At 45.5% G+C, this 26,928-nt stretch carries 24 protein-coding genes; 10 read left to right on the top strand and 14 right to left on the bottom strand.

Features of this window, described 5'->3' with window-relative positions; translation table 11 throughout:
* Positions 1-4: 4 nt before the first annotated feature.
* From BM210_RS28250 to BM210_RS28235, 4 genes are all read right to left on the bottom strand, one after another.
* A complete protein-coding gene (locus BM210_RS28250) occupies positions 5-2,002 on the bottom strand; it encodes an LTA synthase family protein (protein ID WP_091175722.1) in 1,998 nt (665 codons plus the stop codon).
* A 246-nt stretch (positions 2,003-2,248) separates the two neighbouring features.
* Complete coding sequence (locus BM210_RS28245; RefSeq protein ID WP_091175721.1) at positions 2,249-2,587, bottom strand: YlbF/YmcA family competence regulator; 339 nt, start codon at positions 2,585-2,587, stop codon at positions 2,249-2,251.
* Between the two features lie 56 nt (positions 2,588-2,643).
* A complete protein-coding gene (locus tag BM210_RS28240) occupies positions 2,644-4,527 on the bottom strand; it encodes a GAF domain-containing protein (RefSeq protein WP_091175719.1) in 1,884 nt (627 codons plus the stop codon).
* Positions 4,528-4,546: 19 nt separating this feature from the next.
* On the bottom strand, positions 4,547-6,130 hold the full coding sequence (locus tag BM210_RS28235) for a DUF342 domain-containing protein (protein WP_091175717.1): 1,584 nt from the start codon (positions 6,128-6,130) through the stop codon (positions 4,547-4,549).
* A gap of 246 nt (positions 6,131-6,376) precedes the next feature.
* Here BM210_RS28235 and BM210_RS28230 point away from each other — a divergent pair, with 246 nt between their 5' ends.
* The 5 genes from BM210_RS28230 (at position 6,377) to BM210_RS28210 (ending at position 12,774) form a co-directional block, all read left to right on the top strand.
* Positions 6,377-7,744 carry a YheC/YheD family endospore coat-associated protein gene (locus BM210_RS28230; RefSeq protein WP_091175716.1) on the top strand — a complete coding sequence of 456 codons (1,368 nt, stop codon included), beginning with the start codon at positions 6,377-6,379 and terminating at the stop codon, positions 7,742-7,744.
* A 19-nt stretch (positions 7,745-7,763) separates the two neighbouring features.
* Entirely contained in the window at positions 7,764-8,999 is a 1,236-nt protein-coding gene (locus tag BM210_RS28225) for a YheC/YheD family endospore coat-associated protein (RefSeq protein ID WP_256224106.1), read from the top strand.
* 113 nt (positions 9,000-9,112) lie between these two features.
* The gene (locus tag BM210_RS28220; RefSeq protein WP_091175714.1) at positions 9,113-10,480 is read left to right on the top strand and encodes a YheC/YheD family endospore coat-associated protein; all 1,368 of its coding nucleotides are present in this window, start codon (positions 9,113-9,115) and stop codon (positions 10,478-10,480) included.
* Entirely contained in the window at positions 10,481-11,641 is a 1,161-nt protein-coding gene (locus tag BM210_RS28215; protein ID WP_091175712.1) for a YheC/YheD family endospore coat-associated protein, read from the top strand. It begins immediately after the preceding gene.
* Between the two features lie 14 nt (positions 11,642-11,655).
* Complete coding sequence (locus tag BM210_RS28210; RefSeq protein ID WP_256224105.1) at positions 11,656-12,774, top strand: YheC/YheD family endospore coat-associated protein; 1,119 nt, start codon at positions 11,656-11,658, stop codon at positions 12,772-12,774.
* Positions 12,775-12,856: 82 nt separating this feature from the next.
* Here the strand turns inward: BM210_RS28210 and BM210_RS28205 are convergent, their stop codons facing one another.
* Positions 12,857-13,501, bottom strand: coding sequence for an HAD family hydrolase (locus tag BM210_RS28205; protein WP_091175780.1), 645 nt, complete (start codon positions 13,499-13,501; stop codon positions 12,857-12,859).
* A gap of 192 nt (positions 13,502-13,693) precedes the next feature.
* On the opposite strand from BM210_RS28205, the gene BM210_RS28200 reads away from it, so the two are divergent.
* Positions 13,694-14,128, top strand: a complete 435-nt coding sequence (locus tag BM210_RS28200; RefSeq protein WP_091175711.1) for a DUF6526 family protein — start codon at positions 13,694-13,696, stop codon at positions 14,126-14,128.
* Positions 14,129-14,193: 65 nt separating this feature from the next.
* On the opposite strand, the gene BM210_RS28195 is transcribed toward BM210_RS28200, so the two are convergent.
* The 7 genes from BM210_RS28195 to BM210_RS28165 all read right to left on the bottom strand — a co-directional run bounded on the left by BM210_RS28195 (position 14,194) and on the right by BM210_RS28165 (position 20,459).
* Positions 14,194-14,763, bottom strand: a complete 570-nt coding sequence (locus BM210_RS28195; protein WP_091175709.1) for a manganese catalase family protein — start codon at positions 14,761-14,763, stop codon at positions 14,194-14,196.
* Positions 14,764-14,797: 34 nt separating this feature from the next.
* Positions 14,798-15,061 carry a spore coat protein CotJB gene (locus BM210_RS28190; RefSeq protein ID WP_091175708.1) on the bottom strand — a complete coding sequence of 88 codons (264 nt, stop codon included), beginning with the start codon at positions 15,059-15,061 and terminating at the stop codon, positions 14,798-14,800.
* A 91-nt stretch (positions 15,062-15,152) separates the two neighbouring features.
* Positions 15,153-15,353, bottom strand: coding sequence for a spore coat associated protein CotJA (locus BM210_RS28185; protein ID WP_091175706.1), 201 nt, complete (start codon positions 15,351-15,353; stop codon positions 15,153-15,155).
* A gap of 186 nt (positions 15,354-15,539) precedes the next feature.
* Positions 15,540-16,583 carry a sporulation integral membrane protein YtvI gene (gene ytvI, locus BM210_RS28180; protein WP_091175705.1) on the bottom strand — a complete coding sequence of 348 codons (1,044 nt, stop codon included), beginning with the start codon at positions 16,581-16,583 and terminating at the stop codon, positions 15,540-15,542.
* Between the two features lie 16 nt (positions 16,584-16,599).
* Positions 16,600-17,901 carry a hemolysin family protein gene (locus tag BM210_RS28175; RefSeq protein WP_091175779.1) on the bottom strand — a complete coding sequence of 434 codons (1,302 nt, stop codon included), beginning with the start codon at positions 17,899-17,901 and terminating at the stop codon, positions 16,600-16,602.
* Positions 17,902-18,061: 160 nt separating this feature from the next.
* The gene (yfkAB, locus tag BM210_RS28170) at positions 18,062-19,186 is read right to left on the bottom strand and encodes a radical SAM/CxCxxxxC motif protein YfkAB (protein WP_091175703.1); all 1,125 of its coding nucleotides are present in this window, start codon (positions 19,184-19,186) and stop codon (positions 18,062-18,064) included.
* A gap of 181 nt (positions 19,187-19,367) precedes the next feature.
* Complete coding sequence (locus BM210_RS28165) at positions 19,368-20,459, bottom strand: HD-GYP domain-containing protein (RefSeq protein ID WP_091175702.1); 1,092 nt, start codon at positions 20,457-20,459, stop codon at positions 19,368-19,370.
* 345 nt (positions 20,460-20,804) lie between these two features.
* Here BM210_RS28165 and BM210_RS28160 point away from each other — a divergent pair, with 345 nt between their 5' ends.
* Entirely contained in the window at positions 20,805-21,635 is an 831-nt protein-coding gene (locus BM210_RS28160; protein ID WP_091175700.1) for an undecaprenyl-diphosphate phosphatase, read from the top strand.
* A 109-nt stretch (positions 21,636-21,744) separates the two neighbouring features.
* Here BM210_RS28160 and BM210_RS28155 read toward each other — a convergent pair whose 3' ends face one another.
* Entirely contained in the window at positions 21,745-23,208 is a 1,464-nt protein-coding gene (locus tag BM210_RS28155; RefSeq protein ID WP_371263562.1) for a bifunctional metallophosphatase/5'-nucleotidase, read from the bottom strand.
* A 29-nt stretch (positions 23,209-23,237) separates the two neighbouring features.
* A complete protein-coding gene (locus tag BM210_RS28150) occupies positions 23,238-23,693 on the bottom strand; it encodes a molybdopterin-binding protein (RefSeq protein ID WP_091175698.1) in 456 nt (151 codons plus the stop codon).
* 181 nt (positions 23,694-23,874) lie between these two features.
* On the opposite strand from BM210_RS28150, the gene BM210_RS28145 reads away from it, so the two are divergent.
* The 3 genes from BM210_RS28145 to BM210_RS28135 all read left to right on the top strand — a co-directional run bounded on the left by BM210_RS28145 (position 23,875) and on the right by BM210_RS28135 (position 26,908).
* The gene (locus BM210_RS28145) at positions 23,875-24,570 is read left to right on the top strand and encodes a molybdenum cofactor biosynthesis protein (RefSeq protein ID WP_091175696.1); all 696 of its coding nucleotides are present in this window, start codon (positions 23,875-23,877) and stop codon (positions 24,568-24,570) included.
* A gap of 49 nt (positions 24,571-24,619) precedes the next feature.
* Positions 24,620-25,690 carry a ThiF family adenylyltransferase gene (locus tag BM210_RS28140; RefSeq protein ID WP_091175695.1) on the top strand — a complete coding sequence of 357 codons (1,071 nt, stop codon included), beginning with the start codon at positions 24,620-24,622 and terminating at the stop codon, positions 25,688-25,690.
* 165 nt (positions 25,691-25,855) lie between these two features.
* Positions 25,856-26,908, top strand: a complete 1,053-nt coding sequence (locus BM210_RS28135; protein ID WP_177238046.1) for an HD-GYP domain-containing protein — start codon at positions 25,856-25,858, stop codon at positions 26,906-26,908.
* Positions 26,909-26,928 lie beyond the last annotated feature (20 nt).

The following is a 26,928-nucleotide window of genomic DNA, read 5'->3' as shown; positions in this document are numbered from 1 at the left end:
AGCGCTATGGACTTTCGTCCCCGCTAGCACTCAAACTATTATCTACGTCCTCAGGAGCCGGATCAGCAAATTCCTGATTATAATTTGGCATTACAGTTGGCTGAAGGTAACGCGAATCTATACTCTTCGCCAAATACTGTTTCCCGAACAAGGTGTCATACTGCAAAAGTTGATATTTGTTTACATCATCTTTAAAAATATCGGGTACAGAACTGTACAAGTTCTGATCTGCGTCCACTACCAGATTTCGCAACATACCTGGCATCTTACGAGATAGCTCTTCGTTATAGGCAAGCGTCGCAGGAAGCTCCATACCCATGTGATTCAACATATAAGCACCCAGAAAAGAATTACTCAGAGTAGGAACTTGTTCCATTGGCAAATCTATATTAGACCATGTTACGAACGGCACACTGTGCATCCTTTTCAGATCTTCCAGTGACCATTGTTCCGACTTGCTGCTTGGAATAAAACCGGTCTGCGTATATACATCGTAGTCATAGCCCAGCATAGGTAGATGATCACCGTAAAATACGATTACCGTAGGTTCACCTGTTTCGGTAAAATGATCGATCATCTTCTGTAGGCTTGCATCCGCATCATATGCTCCCTGCGTATAGGTTTCCAGTGTATTCTTCGCATCCGGCGTCAAATTGCCTTCGGCTTGAATCGCATTAGTACCATAGCGGTTATCATCGTAAGGACCGTGATTTTGCATCGTCACCGCGTAGATAAACATCGGTTGGTCGGTGCTGTCGACCTGTTCAATGATGCTGTTGGATACCTCTTCATCAGAGATGAAATCACCTTTGTATTGTGGATTATGGAACTGATCTTTACTCATGAAGCTTTCAAAGCCCATTTGCTTATAGACGTTCTCGCGGTTCCAAAACCAACCTTCGTAGGAATGGATCGCCTTGCTTTTGTAGCCTTGATCCTCAAAATATCCAGCAAGGCTTGGTAACGGTTTGGATATATATTGCTGATATGGGACGGAGCCTGCTGGGAGAAAACTCATCGATTGCCCGGTTAATACCTCATATTCGACGTTGCTCGTTCCACCTCCAAATTGGGGTGAAAGCAGATATCCCGAAGTCGATTCCTGCTGCAGGCGGTGAACAGTAGGCAGCGGGTCTTGACTGAATTCAACGCCCGGAAGCAGCGTTGGGTCCCAGAACGCTTCGTTCATAACAAAAATCACATTCGGTTTTACCCCATTGACTTTATTCATTTTGGCTGACGCTGTTTGTACGCCACCATTTTGATCCATCAAGGATTGAGCTAAAATCGCCATGGACGGATCGTCATAACCCGCTGGTTTGGGGACAATGGCGTTTTTCACATTCATCGTAAAAGCAAGCGCCAGCCCGTTATTCCCGTAGTTCTCCGATTGGTTCCATACAATCTCGTTGGCCCCCATCCGGTCCATGATCCGGCTAGCCCAAGGGGCGTTCACGCCAAAAGAATACAATGCAGCTACGGTCAGCACGCCAAGGACAATACGTGTCCCTCCTATCCGCATACGCAGCTTTGGCAGCTTGAATGACAGCGCAAATAAGACCAGAACCACGCCCAGCATAGTTCCTATGCGCAGCAAAGCCGATTTGTTCGCTACCAGCGGTAAAATGTTCATGCTTTCTTTATTAAGGAAAATATCCCACGGAAAAAAGGGTTCGCCAATCAATTTCAATTTGAAAAAGCTAACAAATGACATCGTACAGAGCAATAGCAGAGTCAGTGAGACTGAGATCAATAAATTTCCAGCCAATACATAAATAATTAATAAAACAAGTAAGTCTAATATAGCGTTCATCGCTACCAATTTGGGATTCTGAACGAACCAAATCCACGTTTCATTGAAGTTCCCGCGTTGGATAAATTCCACGCTTAGTACCAATAATAAAGGTATTACTAAACAAGTAGCTAAGGTCCAAAATATGCTCCAATTCCTACTTTGCTCGGATTTTGTTTTTTTCTGTCTTTTAGTAGCTCGGGGACGCATCGCATCTACACTCCTATCCCTTGTTATTCTATTTCCTTTGTAAGAATTTCTTATTTGTATAGACATTGTAAACCTTGAATATTAAAATAAGATGAAATTGAGCTTGTCCAGTCTTTTTGTCATTTTTACATCTAATTTCCATGAAGAACTCAAAGCACATTTTTGCAATATAAAACATTTGCGAAATAAAAAAAGACCAGGCAAGTTAAGCTGCCTAATCTCTATATAATCCACAGTTTATTCGATTCAAGGTTTCATGGCTTCCTGCAAAGGCTCGGAGATGATCCGGTGTATATCTTCCATGACAACACTAAGGCGACGCTCTGCATCAAATATTCCTCTTAACGATGGGTTCATATTAATAACCTCATAAAGCTTCTCCATCTGCTGCATTTCCTCCGGATTTGGCATTTCACCGGACATCATCTTCTGCTGCAGCTCAGCCTGTTTTTGACGAAAACCATCCAGCATTCGTTTGCTTTCTGTATCTGTTTGAATCTGATTATTTAACAGCTGAAGCTCTTTAAGCTCATTGCTCTCGCGCAGCGCCCGTGCCAATTCATGGGCTTTGTCATACACATTCATCGTTAAAAATCTCCTTTATGCTTGAATTAGGAACTATCGCGACTGTCCCCCTGGTTTCAATGGGGGTAATTAAATGAAAGCACAGCCTGTAAATCATATTGATCAGGGATTAGCAGCCAGTCTGCATCCTCCACAGGCTCATTGCTAATCATAAAGCGGTGTCCGTCAAAGCTGAACATCGTCTGCTCGACATCCCCCTGATCGATCGAATCCCGTCCATCTGCCACTGGATCAGCATGACAAGATGCCGCAAATGGGGAAAGCCTATATGGCTGATAGTGAAGGAAAAATTCCATCCGATACAGCTCCCAGCTTTGAATTTGCTGCTGCAAGAACTGAACGAATGCTTGACGTTGATCCTGCTTGTATAGCTTACGAACGGATTGGGTGATGGACATTTGGTGTAAGACAGGGGCGATGCTTTTGGCAACCGTATCGATCAGCAAAACCTCTTCTTCCGTAAGTGAGGAAGCCGTCTCCAGCACAATTAAAAAACCCTTAGGATGCGGATCTTCCGCCAGGACCATTCGATTGCTGACGGTTAGCGGTGCTATTACTGCGCAGTTCCCTGCTCCCATCCATTGTAGCACTTCCTCCGAAAAAAATCGCGTTGCTCCATTTGCCATATAGTCGGACAAAGTTTCCCCGTCCATACAGGGTTCAAACCATTCAGGAAGCGGTAGCGTCAATACGATCTCATCTATCGAGGACTCCCAGCCAATGGTATCCGCAACCACATAATCATCACCTGTACGAATGCAAATCAAAGCTTTGCGCACACCAAAGGACACCTGCAGCGTCTTGAGTGTAAAATAGCATAGCTCCTCACTCGTTGTACATTCATTCAAATTACGAACCAGCCTGTTCAGTGTCGTTAACAGCTTCAGCTTATTTTCCGCGCTTTCCCTCTGTCTATGAACCTCTTGAAACAGCATTGCATTGGATATCGCAATAAACGTAGAGGTTGCCAACGATTCAATTAGCTCAAACGTAGACTCGTCGTATACACGATCATTGACTGGTCGGCTGAGCGTTACCATACCGATAATGTGATCCTTCACAATCAGAATAATATACTCGGCCTCCAGATCCCGAAGCTGCTCGCCTCTCACGAATAATGCTTGAATACGCTCCTGATCACGCTCCGTATGAAGGACAATCGGTCCAGTGTATGTATGAGTGTGTAGCTCGAAATCACCATGAAAGCTTTTGTAGGAGGACACATTCCGATATCCTGTAATACGCAGTCTGCCCGTGATGGGATCGATGACGCCAAAGGATGTAATTTGACTTGAGGACACCTCACTGAATACATCTGTAGCAATCTCGTGGAGGCGGTGCAGTGTTACTTCGGAGAGCAAAGCTTTGGTGCTGTGATGAATCGCAAACAGGTTGAAAATCTTCTGATCAAGCTTGTGGTTGGATTGCTGCAAATCAGCAAAATGCTTGCTATTTTCCATTGAATTGTTAATCAACCGCATTAAAGTATCTGACATGACGATATCCTCATCGGTAAACTGGCCCATAATTTTGCCATTGGATACAATAAAGCCGTGCAGCTCATCATCAATCATCAACGGCATAGCCCATTTCATCTGGAAATGGTCAACCTCCCGCTGCTCAAAAAATGCAGTAAAGTCGTTACTCACAGTTCGTCCGTGAAAAGTAACCAATCTCCGCAGCTTACCCGTATAAGGAATAAAGTATTCCCTATCTGCATACAGCCTTTTTTGCCTCATAATGAACCGCTCTCCATCCCTAATAAATAGGGCAGAGGCATTCAACGTCAAAATTTCATTGACAAATTCAAATGAAAATTCGATAAGCTGATTCAAATGAAAACGCTGAGTAAAAAACTCGATAGCTAACAGCAAGCCTTCAAATCGGTAAAAGGTATGGTTAGTATCTCCCAGATCCATATGTAGGTTTGAAGATGTCATTGGAGCATCCCCTTTGATTTTATTCAATAAAGAGCTTGTTTTCACTCACATAAAAACTGCCCGTCGTAATTTGCTCGATATGCTTTTCCATTTCTTTAATTTGTAGGATGGTACGCGGAAAAGCTTTTTGGATAATTGAAATTTCGCCGTCGCCTTTGGCACTCAAATAGGCCATCAGCTTTTTACGTGCTTCCTCCAGTTGGTGAATCTTATCTACCGAGGACTCCTGTTTGGACCAATAATAAATAAAATCCTTTTTTTGTGTACCCGTCAGACTATCTCCATTGTCACCACGATCTCCGAACAAATCAACTTCTTTTCTGACATTTTCAATTTCTGTCAGCAGTGTCTGGTACTCCTTCAACAGCGCTTCCAGCTCCTGCTTTACCTGAGCGCGGTTAAAGCCTTCGATCTGAACAACCGTCGGCCGCTCCATTTCATTCCCTATAAAAGCTGAAATCACTTGAACCTGCGCTTGTACGAGGCCGCCTATAATTTTCCCCCTTGATTTGTCCAGATATACATATTTGGCATACAGCTTGCTGCCCATCGAATACAGGCCGATATGAATTTTTTCACCTGCACGTATCGTGCAATCATTGGCAAGCTTTACGAATACATCCCTTGCTGCCGATATTACGGTACGATCCTTGCCGAAGATACCGCCTTTAATGAAGATATCGCCACTTTCCGACGTAATGCTTTCCGCAGCACCGATACCCATTTGGCTCAAAATTGAAATATCCTGAGTCGCGGTCACTGAATAGCCATCCATGATCGTCCCCGTAATTTGCACACTTCCATCATAGTCAATATTACCCGTCTTAGGTCCTACGTCTCCATGAATGGTCAGTACGCGCTGAACCTCGATGCTGCGTCCAGCCTTCGCCACCGCACCGTTTATTTTGGCACGAAGCACGATCTTACCGTCCTCTTGGTTCTCCTCAATTGTTTCTTTATCATAATATAGTGGCTTGTCGCGTCCTTTTCTGGCCGGCAGAATGCCACCCTTCAGATTGCGACCGGGCATTCCGGTCGTGGCAAGTATCTTCTCACCCAGCCAATCGCCTTCTTCTACTTCATCAATGAAATTCAATTCATAATAATCAACGGTACCGTCCTGATGAATGGTAGGCTTCCGTTCAGACAGCTCAAAATATCGGATCACCGCATCCACACCCTCAACAGGCTGAATCCCCTGTGCAATCAGCATTTCCTGTCTTGTAAACGGCCCATTCAACGCATCATACAAAATACCTTCGGTAATTCCCTTCTGCTTCAGCTCTCCCAAAATAGCCCCTGCGAGCTCCTGCTGTTTCGATTCGTATTCGTCCTCACTTAAATAATACCGTATCGTGGCCTTCATATAATCAGGGCTAATGACAAGCTCATACTCCGGCTTCAATCGTCCTACTTCCGTCCTATCCGGAAGATTCTGCTGAATGACCTTACGCAAGCTGCCGAATTGAGTAATCTGCACCCGTGGAACAGCTTGAAGCACCTGCTCAAATTCCGTGAAAGGATAATCAGGCTCACACACCGATATATAAACCCGGTTCTCTACAGCCGATAAAGTGAAATACTCGTTGGCGTAAATATTCATTGGGTTCAGCTCCTCCTTATCTCCTAAATTACAATTAGACAAATTTCACCTATTCCCTTCCGAACATAGGTATTTTGACACAAATTTAATAAAAGAAATTTTTTGTTTTAAAATAAATGGCGCTTGCCTCATGCTCATTTACCGTGTAACGGACATTTTCTTTTCACCAAGGGTAAAACGCCCTCATATGATGCAGTAGATCACTTGATAAGTCACACAAGTCGGCGCAAGGAAGGAGTTGCAAGAGTGAAAAGAACGAAGGTCAAGATTCAAATACAACCTGCCGGTCTGCAGATAGACGATCATACGATCATGCTTAGCGATTCCTTGGTGAAAAGGTGGAAAATAACTGCTCAAACATCATTGCAGCTGCGTTTCGGATCAGCCAAGCATGAGGTGAAGGTCATTCCCTTGTCGCAAGCCGGTGTCCTTCGGATCCCTGACTCCATAGCCGCTAAGTGGGGGCTTGTCCATGGCATTCCGCTATGCCTTCATTATAAATCTTCCACGCACTCTCTCCATATCGGACCCTTGATCGGCGTGATGATCAGTCGTGCGCATGCCGGGGCCCCTGAGAGACCCTTCGGTGCGGTCACCGCATTTTGCAGAGAAATGGATGATGCGTGCCGTCTGTACGGAGCCGCCGTATACTTCGTTACTCCCGATGAGGTTAATGGTCATGGCGAGACGGTGAGAGGCTGGCATTATGCTGGAAAATGGATTAAACGTGCTTTTCCGCTGCCTCATATCATTTATAATCGCCTAACGTCTCGGAAACTGGAAAATCGCGCAAATGTTCAGCAATTTATACGGCATGCCAAAATGCAAAATCAGGCTGTGTTATTCAATGAGAAGTATTTAAACAAGACCGAGGTATTTGACGCGCTTCGCAAAGAAAGCGGTCTTCATATTTATTTGCCGGATTCGCACTTGCTGAAAAATACCCAGATGTTGAAAGCAATGTGTTCGAAATATGACACGGTCTTTTTAAAACCCATTACCGGCAGTCTGGGAAAAGGCATTATTCGAATCAAGCGAAAAATCGACGGAGGCTTTTTATGCCATTTTACAACCCGAAACGGTGCGAACAAGCTGGCCTTTGGAAATTCCAGCCAATTGGCCAATGCTTTTGTCAAAAAGATCAACCGTCAACGCTATCAAATCCAACAGGGCCTTAACCTGATTTCGGTAGGTGGAAGACCTGTGGACTTTCGCGCTTTGGTACAGCTCGATGATACCGGACAATGGAGTATTACTTCGATTGTTGCCAGAACAGCCGGCGGTCATCATTTTGTATCCAATCTGGCTCGAGGCGGCAGCTTGTCAACCGTCAGGGAAGCGTTGGCTCGCTCCAATTCCACCTCAGCCTCTGGTGGAGCGCTGAAGCTCAGACGTGCGGCTTTGGCAATTGCCAAAGGGATCGAGAAGCAGATACCGGGACATTTCGCCGAACTTGGTATTGATTTGGCTCTGGACACACAAGGAAGAATATGGCTGCTGGAAGTCAACTCCAAGCCATCGAAGGAAGATAATACTGCCCTCTCCACATCAAGAGCCATACGGCCATCTGTGAAGAAGGTCGTACAGTACTCGCGCTATGCAGCAAAGTTTTGAGAAGGCGGGGGTGAGAGGCATGGAGACAGAGTTAAATCCATTCCGGCACAGCCTTGGTATTATGACGACCCGAACTGGCCAATGGCTTGCTTCGGGCCGCACCGCAGTTCGAGCTGTCGAAAAACCTCCTTTTGGGAGTCGTCCATTTTATAGAAGCTTATGTGTGGCAGGTCGGCGGTCTGGATTGAACGTATTCGTTTTTACTCCGCAGGGCATCGACTGGCTGAACGGAAGAACCGAAGGCTTTATCTACGAGGAGCAAGGCAAACGATGGGTTTTGGGCACCTATCCACTGCCAGATGCTGTCTATGACCGATGTTTTTTTACGCACCGCACGCAATATTTGGAACACCGTACTGCTGTCCGCAGACTGCAGAAGGAGCATCATGCTCTGTTTCTGGGCTGCGGCCTAAAGGGAAAGCTGGAAGTCCAGCACATGCTTGAACAGGATGGACGCTTCGCTTGCTATTTGCCACGGACCGTGGCGCTGCGCAGCATGCATTCTGTATCAGACTGGCTGCGAGAGCAGGGCCAGCTGATTGTGAAGCCGCAGTCGGGCTCGCAGGGCCGCGGCGTGCTGCACGTACAGCGCAGCGAGACAACGCAGACGTTTAGCGTGCGCGGTCGTGATGCGCACAATCAGCGCATCACACTAAGCTTCGCCGACGAGGCGGCGCTCCTGCGCTGGCTGCGCCGATTCACGGCACGGCGCCCTTATCTGCAGCAGCAGTACCTGCTGCTGCAAACACAATCCGGCGATGCATACGATGTGCGCTCGCTTGTGCAAAAGGATGGCACTGGCAGATGGTCCGTTACCGGCATGGCCGTTCGTAGAGGCCAGGAGGGTAGTTTGACCTCCAATCTTCATGGAGGCGGAACCGCTCTTCCTGTCGACAGCTTTCTTACCAGCCAGTTCCCCTCCATCCAGGCAAATATGATTTTGGAAGAGCTTTACAATCTATCCGAGCTCATTCCTGGGGTGCTCGAATCCGGTCACGGCCAACTGGCTGAGCTTGGCATTGATTTTGGAATCGATATGTCGGGGCACGTGTGGATATTGGAAGTCAATTCAAAACCCGGGCGCTCCGCCCTGACACGTATTAATGAAGCTTCATCCTATATCCGTGCTGTTACGAAACCCATACACTATGCCCATTATTTATTAAATTCGCGCTCACCACTTATTTCAACTGTACCTGCGGGTAGCGATAGCCTACATCGTTTAGCAACGACTGCAGCAATTACACATCGTTAAAGCAGCAAACTCTTACATGCAATCGACGTCAGTTTTTGCTTATACAACAACATGGCACATGCTTTCGAAGTCAGTTTTTGCTATTGCAAAAACTTTAGGAGGAAACCCCAATCATGAGTTTGACAACTTGCACGATTCATGTGACACAAAGGCAGGAAAAAGTCATCTACTTAACCAGTGAATTGGCGAGATCCCTCAAGCTGGCAAAAACCAGATCCGTCATTCTGCATGTGGGAAGCAAGAGCGTCTCAGTGGGTCTCAAGCTGATTAAAAAAGCCGGCAATCATCTTCATGTCCCTCTTTCCATCATGACTCAACTGCGTATTCCCAAACTCGGAACGAGCATGGTGGTGTGCAATAACGGTAAAGATATCCGCATCGGACCGCTCATCGGTATCTTAACGAATGTCATGCCCAGCGCAACAGCGCCTTTTGGTTCACGTACCGGATTTCTTCGCGAGTTTATGCGTGCGGGGTCGGATAAATCCTTTTATTTCGGCTTTTCTCCCAGCGATGTCAACTGGTCCCAAGAAACGGTGTTAGGCACCTTTCCACGCTCAGAAGGAGGCTGGTACCGTAAAACCGTGCCGCTGCCGGATGTGGTATACAATCGCTTACCCAGCCGCAAAGCCGAAAAGCTGGCATCCATGAACAATTTCAAGCAGCGTTTTGTGCGCAAAGGCATTCCTTTGTTTAACTGGGCATTTTACGAGAAGTGGGATGTATATAATTTACTTGAAGGAACAGATGCTTTTCGACATGTACCTGAATCCCATATCAACCCTTCTTCAGGTCAAATCAAGGAAATGCTTGATAAACACAAGTTTATTTATTTAAAACCAACTGGCGGCAGTCTCGGCATCGGTATTTATCGGGTAACTTACAATCCCAAACGCGGTTATTACGCCCGCTACCGTCGCAACGGCAAAAATGTGCTGCTGCGCTTCAGCCGATTTGATTCCTTGATGTCCATGCTGAATCGAAGCAATGCCAAACTTAACCATTACGTGGCCCAACAGGGGATCCGTCTCATTGAAATCGATAACTGTCCGATTGATTTCCGCTTTCACTTAACCAAGAACATTAACAACCAATGGGTAGTCGCCGGCATCGGAGCCAAGAAGGCAGGTAAAGGCAGTGTGACCACACATGTTCGTTCAGGAGGCCAATTGATGACCCCCGATCAGGTACTGCGGCAAATATTTGGTTCGCGTGCAGAGCAAGTATTGAACACTGCCAAGGAATCTGCGATCAAGCTGGCGGAAGCGCTCGAACGTAACGACAAGCATATGCTCGGTGAGCTTGGCTTTGATATTGGCATTGACCAAAACGAGCATATTTGGATGTTTGAAGCCAACTCCAAGCCAGGTCGTTCCATTTTCAAGCATCCCGCACTCAAAGGAGAAGGTAAGGCAGCGCTCAAGCATGTTTACGACTACTGTTTATACCTAAGCCGATTTCGCTCAAGGAGGGAATCATGAGTGGAACCTCTCCTTCACCAAAAACCACGACGACCTACCTTGGCCATTCTCACTCATTCCGATGACACGAGACTTTTTAGGGGAAATAAAGAAAATTATATCGACCTGATCGCTGTGGGAGAAGCGAAGGGTGTTCATGTGTATGTGATGACGACCGCCAACTTCAAGCTGACCAACAATCAGGCCGTAGGATATTCGTACAACTTTAAAACCAAGTCATGGAAAAAGGAGCTGCTCCCTCTTCCTCATGTTATTTACAATCGGATTCCTTACCGTAAGTTCGAGCAGCTTCCCGAGGTACAGCCCATTCTCCAGAGCTGTTTGCGCCACAGGAGCATCCATTTTTTCAATCCTTCCTTTTTCAACAAATGGACGCTCTTTGAGTGGTTGAATAAATCCAAAGAAACCGGTCCTTATATTCCAACCACGCAAAAGCTGACAAACAGTGAAGATCTGGATAAGCTGCTGCTCAAGCATTCAAGCCTTTATTTAAAGCCGATTCGTGGTAAAGCGGGCAAAGGCATTATGAAGGTCAGCCGGATTATCGAAAAGACGTCCAAAACGCAAAAATACCAGCTAAGCGTACAAGACAAAACAAGAAGCCATATTTCCCGATATACAAACGTGTCGCAGCTGTGGACACAAATTAATGAGATGATGGTCACGCAGGACTATATTATGCAGCAAGCGATTTCACTATCTCTTTACAAGCAGCGCCCCTTCGATCTTCGGGTGCTTGTGCAAAAAAACAGCAAAGGAGCCTGGAGTGTAGCCGGAATCGGCGCACGGCTGGCTGGAAAGCTGAGCATTACTACACATGTGCCGCGAGGCGGCTCCATCGATGATCCTGCAAAACTGCTCAGTGCCGGTTTTGGCGCAGCGGAGAGCAAAAAGATTTTACAGCGGGCTAGGTCAGCCTCATTGCTGATAGCCAAGCAGATCGGAAAAGCCAGCGGCAGCAACCTCGGTGAAATGTCTCTCGATCTTGGGGTAGATACAACAGGCCAAATCTGGTTTTTTGAAGCGAATTCAAAACCTATGAAGTTCGATGAGCCACATATTCGCAAGCTGTCTCTGGACAATTTAATTAACTACTGCATTCACTTATCCAAAAAAGCCAAAAAAAAGATAGTTAACACCATGTCCAAAAAAGCAAGGTGAGCAGGTGATGAAACATGATTCCGTATCGTTTAGGCATATTAGCTATGTATTTATCGGAGCAAAGGCTGGAAGAGCTGTCTTATTTTCGTAAGCTTAGCACTTACGGACATAAGCTGGGCGTCCAAATACTTGTATTTACACCTGATGATGTGGATAAACGCAAAAAAAAAATCAAAGCTCTGGTTTACGATATGTCCTCCGGCAAATGGCAGCGCAAGTGGGCTCTCCTTCCCGAGCTGATCTATGATCGCTGCCGTTATCACGGTGTTCATAACTTTCATAAAATCTCCAGATTTCGTGCCGAGCATAAAAAGCTTCAATATCTAAGCAGTCCACTGGCCAATAAATGGTCTATGCATCAAGCCTTATCGGAGGATTCCGACATTGCTGACCATCTACCAGCAACTGTCCGTTATAATGATCATAAAGATATGATCCGTCTATTAAAACAGCATCAACGCATTTATTTGAAGCCGAGAAACGGAACTGGTGGTAGGGGCATCGTGCGGCTGCAGCGAATATCAGATTCGACTTATTTGATGCAGGGAAGGGATGAGCAGCGGCGTATCATTCCCCAGCAAAAAATCAGCGAGTCGCAAATTTCAACCAAATTAGGCAGCTGGCGCCTTCAGGGCCGCTACATCGTACAGCAGGGAATCTCGCTCACACTCAAGGATGGCCGTGTCCATGATTTCCGAATGCTCATTCAAAAGGATGGTAATGGCGAGTGGCAGGTTACGGGTTGTGCAGGAAGAATCGGCCCCATGCACTCTGTCACCTCTAACCTGCACGGCGGCGGTACGGCCATCGCGATGGAAAAGCTGCTGATGCGGCGTTTTGGCAATAAGGAGAAGGTAGCTTCTATCCAGCAGGAGGCTAATAAGTTGGGAATCCACCTAGCCCACTTTTTGGAGCGTAAGTTTGGTAAGCAGTGTGAGCTCGGAATTGATTTGGCCATTGATCCTAAAGGAAAGGTTTGGCTGCTTGAGGTCAATCCCAAGCCTTCGCGTGAAGTATTTTATCGAATCGGGGAACGTGAAACGTACCGCAAAGCTATTACGCGACCTTTGGAATACGCACTTTGGCTGCATCACAACAAAAATAAATACAAGATTTCAGATGATAAAGATTAATTACGAAATTGAATATATCCAAAACAAACAACCGTGTCAGCATCAGCGATCACACGGTTGTTTGTTTTATCCATTAAACAGCTTATTTCTCGATTAATTCCAATATATCAGAAAATTTCGCTATACGGGCATCAGCGCCAGCCAATTCGCCTTTATTGCGGAACCCGGCATAATCACAACCGATTACAGTTAAGCCATTTTCTTTGCCTGCCTCCACGTCAGAAGAACGGTCACCGACCATCCATGCCGATTTCACGCCATAGGTTTCCAAAAGCTGCTTCACCAGATCAACTTTGGACTTTGTCTGGAATTCACCTGCGCTGTACAGGCCTTCGAAGATGGGCGTTAACCCTTTAAATTCCATAACCCCTTTAACATAGCCTTCTAATCCATTGCTCGCTATAAATAAACGGATTCCTTGGGCATGCAGTGCTGCCAACGTGTCGGCAACATCCTCGTACAAAGAGCCCTCTCCATTTTCCAAGCCTTTCATCTGATAATCCAACAGCAGCTCGTCAGCTCGTCTATGTACCTGTACTTCCACATCTGGCATGACACGCTGCCAAATATGTTCAAGAAGCATTCCCAGACTTCCAAGAATAGCGCTCTCCGGTGGTGTTGCACCACTATAAATGCCTTCTGTCCTCATTTGCTCGAAAGTAGCATGGTAGGCAGGCAGTAAAAGTGTTTCGGTTTGAAATAAAGTTCCGTCCAAATCAAAAATCATCGCTTCCGGCTTCTGAAAAGTTTGTGACAAGCGTAATCCCTCCTGATTGAATAGTCCATGTTCTATACAAACATGATTTGGATTGCTTGTCAAATAAGTATCCATGATCCATAGAATGGATCAGTACCAGGCAGGTGATGTTGTTCCTCTCGTCGAATGGAATGGTTATTACACTTATGGGAGGTCATTTCGATGGAACAACAAAACTATGGAAATCATCGCAAGATGGACCCGGGTTATCACTACTTGCTTACCCTGCTCACTTTACTGTTTCTGGTCGGTTCACTCGTTTATTTGGGCATGTCTCTGGCCAAGGGGGAGCGAATATTCGAAGCTGTGCTTTTCGTGCTGGGATCACTGATTGCTTGTGTGCATTTCCTAAAACTTCGAGTCTATGCGTTAAAAGCACAGGATCGTGCCATTTTTGCTGAGGAGAGCTTGCGCCACTACCTAATAACTGGCCAACGAGCAGATTCCAGATTGACAATTAAACAAATCATTGCCCTGCGTTTCGCATCAGATGAAGAGCTGGCAGCACTATCCACTAAGACCGTCAACGAAAATTTAAACCCAGATGACATCAAAAAAGCGATAACGCATTGGAAAGCAGATCACAATCGATTGTAGACTTGTTGATTCATGAACAAAAAACTCGTTACAGCCAAAAGGCCGTAACGAGTTTCATCCTTATTTCAAAATATTTTCTTCGCACCCTGCTCCGATTTCAAGATTTCCACTGCTTCACGAAAACGCAAGGAATGAACCACTTCCCGCTCCCGCAAAAATTTCAAGCTGTCCTGCAGATCCACATCATCCGTCATATCAATTAACCATTGATAGGTGGCTCTGGCCTTTTCTTCAGCTGCTATATCCTCATAAAGATCGGCTATCGGATCACCCTTCGCCTGAATATAAGCTGCCGTCCAAGGTACACCTGAGGCATTCGTATAAAATAAAGCCCGATCATGGCTAACATAATAATCATCCAGACCCGCAGCCTTGATCTGTTCGAAATTCAAGTCTTTCGTAAGCTTATAAACCATGGTTGCGATCATTTCCAAATGGGCAAATTCTTCAGTGGAAATATCTGTTAATAATCCAATGATTTTATCAGGAATTGCATAGCGTTGATTCATGTAACGCAGCGCAGCGGCAAGCTCACCATCCGCGCCACCATACTGCTCCAGCAGCAGCTTCGCCATCCGCGGATCGCATTTACTGACCCTGACTGGATACTGCAGCTTCTTCTCATAAACCCACATGGCTGAGTCGCCCCCCTCTCGTCATATAAGCCAATTAAACCTGCCAAGGCCATGGTGTATCGATCCACTGCCAAGGGTGTCGTGTAAAGCTTTGACCAAAACTTTTGAGCGGGCCGAATTCCTGTTCAAAACGCGCGGCAAGGTGCATTCTCTTTTGCGCGTATTGGTTATATTGTTGTATCGCGTGGGTGTCCCGCGGGTGTGTATCCAAATATAAAGTAAGCTCTACCAACACAAAGTCTACCTCTTGAAGCTCTAAAAGCATTGTATAGAATTGCTCCGGCATTGTATGTTCCATAGCCTGCAGCTCCTTAAAAGTTTTGCTCAGCAAATTGTGCCTTTAGCCGAGTTTGCTGTGCCATTGTACAAAGGGTCTACGCGCTTCTTCACTAGCATTTGGGCTCGTATGGACTATAGAGCGCAGGCCAAAGCGTCCCATGCCTTAGTGCCTCCTGAGGACTAAATTGAGGTAAATTCATCGGTTGAAAGTGAATGTACAATTGCGGTGGTGTAGAAAAAATCTTCACTCGGATCGGCGGGCAAGGATCACATGGACCTACATATGGAAACCAGGCCTTTTCCTGATTCATTATCATACCTCCTTCCCAGGTTCTATTCGTGGAACTCCTATCCCTATGTATATAGCTATGATCTTGTCCATTATGAGTAATTATTAGAAAAACAAAAAGCCGCCTGCATACCTGCAAACGGACTTGTGGCTTCCATTTAAAAACGACGATCCCTTCGATCGCCGTAATTGTTCCTGACCATTAATTTCATAATTTAATGCTAAGCTTCATAACCCCCACTCGGCGGAGCGCCATATACACAATAATGAGGGAAGGGCCCAGGATAAGTCCAATAACACCTACCAGTTTGAAGCCTATGTACATACTGATCAAAGTAGCCAACGCGTTAATACCGACCGCATTCCCGATAATTTTGGGCTCAACCAGCCTGCGAAACAGCATGATCACAACCAGTAAAATCAACAAACCGATACCATGCGATACATTCCCGGCCAATATGCTGTATAAAGCCCAAGGAACGAGCACCACGCTCGTTCCGAGAACCGGCAATACATCTACCGCCACAATCAACAAAGCGATCGCCAGCGGGTAATCTGTCCTTAAGAAGAGCAGTCCGATAAGCGTCACAAAATACGTCAGGAAGCTGATCAGCACTTGAGCGAATATAAACCCGAAAAGCGCTTTTCTCAGATCATAGAGAACACTTACGATCTTAGACTGCGACTTGCCTTCAAATATGTTCAAGAAGGACTGATACAGTGCAGGCAAGCTTAAGGAAATCAAGTAAAGGCCAATCACAAAAACAGCGGAGAAAATAAATAAATTAGGTATCGTACGCGCAATGTCCAGAAAATAAACAGAAACTGCCGTAATAATTTCTTTCAGATTTTCCGAAATCGTATTAATACCTGCTTCTATCCAGGCTTGCAGCTGCACAGCCAAACCGGCTGGCAAGGTGGTATAAAAAATTTGCGTTTTCTCAGAGGTCATATCAAAAAACAGCTGGGCTTCGTTTAAATATTCAGGTGCATTTCGCCAGAACTGGATCAGCTCCGAAACCATCTTAAACCCGAGCAAATAAAAGAACCCCAGCACTCCCGCCGTAAACAAGGTGCAAATCGCACCGGCCGCCCATTCTCTGCTCATCCGAGTAAGCTTCATCAACCATTGAATTGGCTGCTCCAACAGGATAGCAACGAGCAAGGCCAGCATAAAAGGAAATCCTATCGTAAACATTCCATACAGCAGAAGCACACCCAACGCTACAAACAGGATCATCCTTAATGACATGAAACGGGCTTCCCCCTCATTCAGTTTCTTGAATGACTGGTTTCGCTAGTTCGGCTTTCTTCTGGATCAAGACTCTCATGATTCTAAGCTTTCTGACCTCCGTAATTTCGAAAACAAAATTTTCGTATTCCAGCTTCTTCCCTTTGGCGACAACCCCATCCAGCTTCGTAAACAGCCAGCCGCCAATCGAATCCACCTCGTCATCCTCGATACCAAGGCCCAGCAAATCGTCCAAATCCTCAAGCAGAACCCGTCCATCTACAGAGTAGCCGCTGCCTCTCTTTTCCACACTGGGGACTTCGTTCTCGTCAAATTCATCGTGAATTTCTCCGACGATTTCTTCCAGAATGTCCTCAGCAGTCAAAATCCCTGCCGTACCGCCATACTCATCAACAACGATGGCAAGCTGAGAATGCTTACGCTGCATCAGCTTCAGGACGTGGCTGATTTCCATCGACTCAGCTACCATCAAGACAGGACGAATGTAATCCTGCAATTGGCGCTCCTCGTCCGGGTCCGCAGTCAGCAGGTCCGTAATGTGAACAAAACCGATAATATTGTCCTTATCCTCACTCGCTACGGGATAGCGGGTATGCTTCGTTCTGTAAACGACCTTCAAACTTTCTTCAAACGGTACCTCGGCAAATAGGCAGTCCATATCCGTGCGCGGCAGCATAATTTCTCTCGCAACACGATCCGAAAATTCAAAGATATTATCAAACAACGCAAACTCGTCCTTATCGATGTGACCACTTCTAGCGCTTTGATTCATAAGTATGCGAATTTCTTCTTCTGTATGCGCTGCATCATGCTCTGTCGCCGGTTTAATCCCGATCAAGCTGAGCAGACGATTCGCCGCGCCGTTCAATACCCAGATCGCCGGGAAAAATATTTTGTGAAAAAGCAGCAGCGGTGCCGATGTCCAGAGCGCAGTACCTTCCGATCTTTGAATCGCAAGCGATTTAGGGGCCAGTTCTCCAAGCACAATATGTAAAAAAGTGATCACTGCAAAACCTATAAACACAGACAAAACCGAGGAATACCAAGCCGTGTTCCAATGAAGCATGGCAAATAGCGGGTCCACGATCAAATGAGTAACCGCGGGTTCACCGATCCATCCAAGACCGAGCGAAGCCAGTGTAATGCCGAGCTGTGTTGCCGACAAATACACATCCAGCTTTTTCGTAACCGAAAGCGCATATTTGGCTTTAACCACTCCCTCATTGTACAGCTGCTGCAGTCTGGTTTCACGTACTTTGACCAAAGCAAACTCCGCAGCCACAAAAAAACCGTTTAGCACGACCAGCAGCAGAACCATAAAAATATTGAGTGCAATAGATCCCCATTCAAAGCTCGTATGTGACAAAGACTTCAAACTCCTTTTCCACAAAATAACTACCCTGAATCCCTGCAGGATTCGATAACGAGTAAGCTTCCTGTAAAACTTTGTGATCCGGTGGGGATTTCGTGAACATCCTCTATAAGATTGCCGTGCGCTTGGTAAAATCAATATCCTTGTAATACGAATCGACGACCAGAAGATTAGGCCCGCAGCAGCTTACCGCTGGGCAATGGCAGTTCATGGATGCATGTAGAGGATGTGCTTCCCAACGCTCGAATACTTCTTGAAGCTTATCTGTATGTATATTACCCAAAGAAGGCACATCAGAAAAGTCCGTGACAAAAACATCTCCGGTGAACAAGTTCACATTCAATCGATTCCGTCCATCGGGATCATTCCGAACCGTTACATTCGGCTCTTCCCTCAGCCTCCGCAGCAGGCGCTGATCAGCTTCACTTGTATTGCATGCATAATATGGCAGTGTCCCGAATAACATCCACAGATTGCGATCCCGGCCGTCCAGCAGCTTATGTATCGCCTTGCTGTATTGCTCTAGTGATAGCCTTGGCAGACTCGCGGCAAAAGCACTTGGATACATCGGATGCACTTCATGCCGTTCACAGCCCATCTCCACGATAAGCTGATGAATATCACTCAATTTATCGATGGTTAAATAGTTGATCATGGATTCTGCAGAAATGAACATACCATTGCTGCTGAGCTTCATTGTATTCTCAATCATCAGCTCATAGAGCTTGCCAGTTGCTTTATCGGAAACGGTTCGGCCTGAGTGAACAAATCCGACCCGATGAAAGTCTGCAGCAGAGGTATAATTAAAGGAAATATGCATCACGTCCAGATAGGGTGCCACCATCTCGTATCTGGAAATCGGCATAGTTAAATTCGAATTGATTTGCGACCGAATCCCGCGTTCACGGGCATATTTTAGAATGGGCACGATATAGTCGCGAACTGTCTGCTCGTGATAGCTCGGTTCGCCCCCGGTTATGGAGATCGTTTCCAGATGTTCAACCTGATCCAACCGTTTGAGTACCTGAGCAACAGGAATCCGCGGACCTTCTGTCATCATTAGGGCATCCCCAACAGCACAATGCTCACACCGCATGTTACATAAATTGGTGACTGTTAATTCAATGCTAGTTAATATGTGTTTTCCATGCCGCTGCAGCGATCGAATCGGGTCCCAAGGATCATTCTCTGGAGACATCGCTGGCAGTATGGAACTTAGCTTCTGGTTCATGATACATTTCACCTGACTCTTGACGTATTTTACAACCTATTGTAGCTTATGACGGATAAAAATGAAACCTGACTTCAGGCTGAGGAAGTCCAATCTCCATGAGGACAGCTATGGAGAAGACTAGAACAAGAGCAGCCCAAAACCAGAAAGTCTAGTTTTGGGCTGCTCTTGTCCATGATAACTATGCTATATCATTGACTCCAGTGATCATGATCGATAATTTTTCAGATAAATCTACATCAAACGGGGCACTTATCTCTTCTCCCTCATGGGTTTGTAGAACTCTTACGGTGGGCCTTTGCGGGAAAATGTTATTCAAAGCTACGACCGTACCCATTTCACCTGTACTGAGGGTAACATTAATGCCAAGCGGATATATCGCTATTTTATCACGAAAGAGTTCGATTTTTTTCTTTTCATATAAGGTTTCGGTTCCCGTAAAAATGATCTCCATAGCTTGATGAGGCAGCATAGCTTTGCGGTATACTCTATGGGTAGTCATCGCATCATAAGAATCAACCAGTCCTATCCACTTTGCAAAATCATGAATCTCCGGCCCTTCAATACCTCTCGGATACCCGCTTCCGTTCAGGCGCTCGTGATGCTGAAACGCGCAGTGAGCAGAGAGTAGTGGAATATTGGGTTCATCCTTAAGAAGTCTATATCCGTACTCCGTATGTCTTTTCATACAAGCAAATTCGTCATCCGTCAATTGGGCTTTTTTGCGAAGAATCTCATAAGGAATCTGTGTCTTGCCGATATCATGCAGCAGCGCACCGAGTCCAAGCGTCATCAGATCATTCCGGTTGTAGCCATAAGCCATTCCTAGCACTGTTGAGTAAATACATACATGCAGCGAATGCTGAAACAAATAATCATCCATAACACTAATATTGGTGAGCATAATCATCGCGTCTTGATGGCCGCTGAGATCATCTATAATCAAATTCATCACTTCACCGAAGTTTTTACCTAACTGATTATAACTCGCTATTTTACTTTTAGCGGAATTCTCCATCAATTTACGGAACGAAGATCGTATTTCAGTAATAGCCTTGAATCTCGTTTCTTCACTAAGCAATTGCGGAATTACAATATCAGCAGTTCTAGGATCAGCGATATAAATAAAATCAACCCCGTACTTGCCTAGCCGATTGATTAGCGACTGCGTTAATTCGACGCCTTCTGCCAGAAGGACGAGCCCTTCTTCGGTGTAAATCTTCTTGCCGAGCTTCATCCCAGGTCGAACTATATGGATAGGCAGCAAACGCATAGGACAAACCACGTCTTCTTTCTACTAGGAAGTTAAATAAGTTCTATGCATAAATGTAATAGATTACATCCAAAAGAGCAATACGCTTTTTACAAAATACGACATCAGATGCAGGCTTTTCGGAAAAAATAAGGCGCATTACGCAGAAACCTGGCGGTAGGTGGGAACATTCTATGAACCTTTACAACTAGAAAGCCATATTCTGTATGACCATAAACCTATGGAAATCCGGTATATTTTCGAACTGTACCGCATACGTATGTTTTTATAGTAAATCGCTATTGTCGGACATGCCATAACAAGATAAAATAGAATAGGTTTGCACAAAATGAGTGGGAGGCTTTTATGCTAAGTTTAAATTATTGGGTTTCAATCTTGATGGGTATCGTAGAAGGACTCACTGAATTTTTGCCAGTTTCTTCGACCGGACACATGATTCTTGTGCAATCGCTGCTTGGAATTCCTGAAGAAGACACCATGATGAAAATTTTTGAGGTTGTCATTCAGCTCGGAGCTATTATGGCTGTCGTTGTTTTGTATTGGAAAAGGCTGCTCAGACTGTTTGGTCTGACAAAAAATCCGGTACGAGTGGGAAAAAGCAGTCTGAACCTCGTCCATATTTTGATCGGAATTTTGCCTGCGGGCATTGTAGGGCTTCTGCTTAACAAAGTTGTGGATAAATATTTATTTTCTCCGAAAACCGTCATGATCAGCTTGGTGATCGGTGGGATTTTGCTCATTATCGGGGAAAAAAGGGCTGCCAAATATCGCCCCAAAGCAAAAGAACTCGATGACATCACCTACAAACAGGCTTTTTTCATCGGACTGTATCAAATTCTTGCCGTTGTGTTTCCAGGCTTCTCACGTTCGGGAGCTACCATTGCCGGAGGTATGTTGAACGGCGTAAGCCGCGGCGCGTCAGCAGACTTTACCTTTATTTTGGCTATACCGCTCATGTTCGCAGCTACAGGTTTGGTATTGTTAAAGTCCTACCATCTGTTTACTGTTGATCTTATCGGTTATTTCATTGTCGGATTCATCGTTTCCTTCATTGTCGCATTGCTTGCTGTCATGACATTTATTAAGCTCGTACAAAATACAAGCCTTGCTTATTTTGCCTATTATCGCTTTGCTTTGGCCGCTATCTTCGCAATTTACTTCTTTACAACGAAATAAAATGCTTTTTTCTTCATCAGCCTTGCCCTGGCATTCAGCCGGGGTAAGGTCATCTAATTACATAACAAAACCATTCATTTCAAGCTGCAGCTTTGCTCAGAAAAGGAGCTTAATGATTTTCTCTTGAATCATTGACATCGACAGCTGTCCAGCGCTTGACCAGACTCGCTTGAACCGCTCCCGTTTCCTGAAGCTCCTCGCGAATGACGTCCCTAATAAAGTTAGGCAATATATATTCAATCTCCGTGCCCTCGGACAAGGAAAGAAAACCTATTCCGAAGGTGAACATATCGATCGTCCCTACTACGTATTCCTTTTCCCTTACCAACTGCTCGTTACCAATCCATACACGTTTGATTTTGGAGTAAGCAGGCGCCTTCGAATCATATTCTACCTGCATCCCATCAACATTAAGCATACCCAGCACCTTACCCCGAAAGCCAAAGCCATATAGCGGCTTTTCCATGAACTCCTGAATACGTGACTCCTCCAGAGCTCTCCATATCCGATCTCCGGTTAACAGCATTCGGCATGGATTAATCGGTGAAGGACATATTTGCAGCAAGCGCCCCATAGAAACGGCACCCCTATCCAGTCCTCCCAGCAGTTGTCCCGCGTTGACAATAGCCAGATCCGCATGCGTCCAACGCCGTATGCCGGCGGCAAGTAAATTACCCAATGGCGCCTCTTCGTACCATTCCGCACTTAAAGGCTGCTCTAAATATGCTACCTGCTGCGAAAGTGCCTGTTCAGAGCTTGATCTGTAGCTATCCACCAGCTTCGTGATCTGCTCATCAGCGGGATAACTGGAAACTTCATGAATAGAAGCATTCACTTTCACCTTTTGTCGGGTATGAGCGTCCATTTCGATATCCACTACGCCAAAATATTGCCCAAACTTGCCCGCTGCACACACATAGGTTTCTCCCATTCGAAGAGGCTCCTCCAGCAGGTGATGGGTGTGTCCTCCAAGGATCAGATCGATACCCTTAATCTCATCCGCCATTCGCTGATCGTTGCGCAGTCCCAGATGTGAAAGCACAACAATAAGATCAACCTGCGGACGGAGCTCGCGAACCAAGTCTGATGTTATTGACAAAGGCTCTCTAATATCCCAACCCAACAATTGATAAAAGTCCGAAAAATAGGCCGTCACTCCAATTAAACCAATCTTCATTCCAGATTTCTCTATGATATGAGAGCCTTTACCCCACTTCGGTATTTGACCACTCGACGCATCGTACAAATTGCTGCACAGTACGGTAAAACGGGCTTGTGAGCCGTATAGCTGAGTTAGAGCGTCCTGAGACAAGGTCAGGCCTTCATTATTACCAATGGTGATCGCATCATAGCCCGTTTCGTTCATAATGGCCAGGTTGGCTGAGCCCCCGCTTCCTTCTGTTTCGATCCGGACACGATCAATATGATCACCTATATCAAGCGTAAGCGTATGCTCTGCCCCGGCTGATTCACGCAGCTCCCTAAAGGCAGCCGCAATACTCGGCATTTGTTCAAAATGGCTGTGAATATCATTCGAGTGAAGGATTCTTAACCGCAGCGTTCGTGAAGCCAAATCGGCCACCTCCTTATGTAAGTTATGGCTTATTTACGATATTTAAGCTCTTCCAAAGTAATTTGATTTTTGAAGCCGTAGGTTGCTTCTTCAGACGAGTCCGTATAGTGAAAACGAATCAGAACAACACTTTTTACATTCAAGCATTCACTGCTTCCATTCGGTACATATAAACGGATCGGAAACCCTTTTACGAGTGGCTCTCCATTCTGCTCATACAGAAATGCAGCTTCACCCAGCTCTTTCCAAGGGATCGCCGCTTGAAATTCATCTACCGCCTCGACGGTCATCCGTGCAGGCTCACGATCTGCACGATGCTGCTGCATTTTTTGCCATGCAAAGTACCATTCCTTCAGATCGAAGGCAGCACCCTGAACACCAGGAACACGTGTTTCCAAAGATATTAGCCGCGGAGCTGCAGCTGTCATCTCTTCGATCGTCAATTCCGCCTGCCCGCTAACTTCATCAACTACACGAATTTTCATTAGCTTCCTCCATCATTAAAGCTGGACCTGTAATAAAACGGATAATGCCTATTATACCATTATCCCTATAGAATATGGTATGCTGAAGACAAACATCAGATAGCTCATCTTGAGCATATGGTCACAAATTGAAGTTACAAATCCTTGATCGTCATTACATATAAGCATGGAGCGATACATGATGAAATTTAACATTCAGGTTTTTGCCGGTTTGGCCGAACGAATGCAAGGACCGCTTTTCGTACTAGACTGGGATTCCTCAATCCCACTTACTCCGGTTATTTTAAAAGAGCATTTACAAGTCCAATACCCCGAGGCGTCCACCTTATTATCGCAAGCATTCGTAGCTATTAACCAAAGCTATGCTGGAGATCATCAGATCATCCATGAAAATGATGAAATTGCGATTATCCCTCCGGTATCCGGAGGCCAGCCCAAGCGAGCTGAGCTGACACGCGAAAAAATTTCCATCGAACAAGTTACAGCCCAAGTGCTGCATCCCAACCATGGGGCTGCGCTTACTTTTATCGGAACGACTCGGGAATGGACCCACGGCAAGAGAACGACAATGCTCGAATATGAAGCTTATGAACCCATGGCCGTCAAAATGATGGAGCAAATCGTTGCCTTCATCCATGATCAATACGAGGGCGCTCTGTGTGCTATCACCCACCGCCTCGGCAAAGTTGATATTGGAGAAATCAGTGTAGTTATCGCTGTATCCGCACCGCATCGAGATGCTGCCTATGAAGCTAATCGTTATGCCATAGAGCGACTGAAGCAGGTCGTGCCGATCTGGAAAAAAGAAATATGGGAGGATGGCTCCGAGTGGAAAGGGCATCAACAGGGGCCTTGGAATCCTCGAGAAGTACTCTGAATACTCCACCTATCCACGGCATTTTAAACATTAGGAGATGAATCGCTTCATGAATACAATCAATCTGCACAACGATGCAGACCATACATCCTCTTCCAATCGTTATTCACGTCAGCTTTTATTTGCACCTATAGGTGCGACAGGTCAAGCCAAGCTAGCAGCAGCACGTGTTGCTATTGTTGGCATGGGCGCGCTAGGTACGGTGCTGTCCAATCATATGGCAAGAGCAGGCGTTGGTTTCCTGCGACTAATCGACCGTGATTTTGTGGAGCAGAGCAATTTGCAGCGCCAGATGCTGTATGACGAAGCGGACGCTGATGCCTCCGAGCCCAAAGCTATGGCAGCGGCCAAACGGCTACAGCAAGCGAATTCTGCTATTACGCTGGAACCGATCGTCATTGATCTCAATGCATTGAATGCTGAAAGCTTATTATCCGATGTCGATCTTATATTGGATGGCACCGATAATTTCAGTGTACGGTTTCTTATCAATGATGTGAGCGCTAAGCATCGTATTCCGTGGATTTATGGGGGAGCTGTGAGCTCCCGTGGTGTTTCCTTAACGATCATTCCCGGTACTACACCATGTTTGCGCTGCATGTTTGGCCAATCGCCTGCCCAAGGAACAGCCGAAACCTGTGATACGGCAGGTGTGATTGGCCCTATCATCCACACTGTAGCCTCCCATCAGTCCACAGAAGCCTTGAAGCTGCTCGTGGGCGCCCATGAACAGCTTAATCGTAAAATGGTGCATTGGGATCTGTGGCACAACCAGCATGCCGCTGTAGACGTCAGTAAGGCTCGTAAAGCTGATTGCCCTGCCTGTGCGCTGGAGCGTTATGAATATTTGGAACAGGACCTTGGAGAAGATACCATTCAAACCTTATGCGGGAGAAACTCCGTACAAATACAGCCACTGCAAGCAGGATCATTTCATTTGGAGGAATGGGCTGCCAAATGGGAGCCGCTTGGCCGTATTGAACTGAATCCTTTTCTTCTAAAATTTCATATAAACGAGACGTTAACACTTGTTTTATTTCCAGATGGACGTATCCTTATTCAAGGTACGAATGATCCAAGCCAAGCCAAAAGCTTATACAGTCGTTATATAGGAATGTGATCCCACCGTCCCATGACTTTAGTATAATTTAATCTATTCTTGACTATTTTTGGAGGTATATGGTTCATTATGCTTATTGTCAAGAACTAGATTAGTTTGATAGGATAAGGGCATAAAACTGGAATTATTCTACTATTTTTTATACTTTTAGTTGAGGTGATCTTCTTGAGAGTGTCAGTAATGGATTTACAGGTTGGAGATCGCACGGGTTCAGATATTTTTAATAAAAACGGGCTCCTTGTCGTTTCTGCCCATACCGTTTTGAATTCTTCGGATATCAGTAAGCTGAATTTGCATCACATTGATTATGTGGATCTGATGATTCGTTTCGATAATTCATCTAATCATCCAGAATCTGCTCCATTGCTTGAAGAGGATCTTTCCAAACATGCAAAAGCATATGAGGAGGCGGTCGACGGTATTAAGGATTTGTTCGAGCAGGTTGAACGAAGCGGCAAGCTTGATGAATCCCAGGTTAACGAAAGCTTTGCTCCACTTTCTAACGAGTTTGCTCATGAAAGAGATGTCGTTTCGTTGCTTTTGACACTAAATAACCAAGATGATTATACATATCAGCATAGTGTGCAAGTCGGCATGATTTCTTACTATATTGCCAAATGGCTTGGACAAACCAACGAAAGAGCGTTAATAGCTGGAAAAGCCGGCTATCTGCATGATATAGGCAAATGCCGGATCGATAAATCCATATTGACCAAACCTGGACGTTTGACGGATGAAGAATTCGAAGAGATTAAACAGCACCCGGTCATTGGGTATCAGCTTATTAAGGACTCTAACATGAGTGAAGCATTGGCTCAAGCAGCTCTGCAGCATCATGAACGATTCGATGGAAGCGGTTATCCTCATGGAATTAAGGGATCTGCAATTCTTCCGCTTTCCAAAATAGTTGCTGTTGCTGATATATACAGTGCCATGATTTCTTCCCGTGTTTACCAAAAAAAGCGGGATCTATTGTTCGTGCTTAGAGAACTTCATAGGCTGAGCTTTGGCAAGCTCGATCCCAAGATTACACAGGTGTTTATTCGGAATATGATACCAAATTTTATTGGTAAGCGTGTTCTTTTATCATCTGGTGAGACCGGTTTCATTGTACTAACACATCCATCCGACATGTTTAAGCCACTGGTGCAGGTTGACGACCACTTTGTAAATCTGACCGATCACCCAGAATTAGTAATCGAAGAGGTATATGTATAGCTATAAAAAGCAATGTATAA

The organism is Paenibacillus sp. 1_12, from assembly GCF_900114475.1.
Taxonomy (GTDB): Bacteria; Bacillota; Bacilli; order Paenibacillales; family NBRC-103111; genus Paenibacillus_S.
The sequence above is the reverse complement of the archived record's forward strand: the minus strand, read 5'-3'. Positions and strand labels throughout refer to the sequence as shown.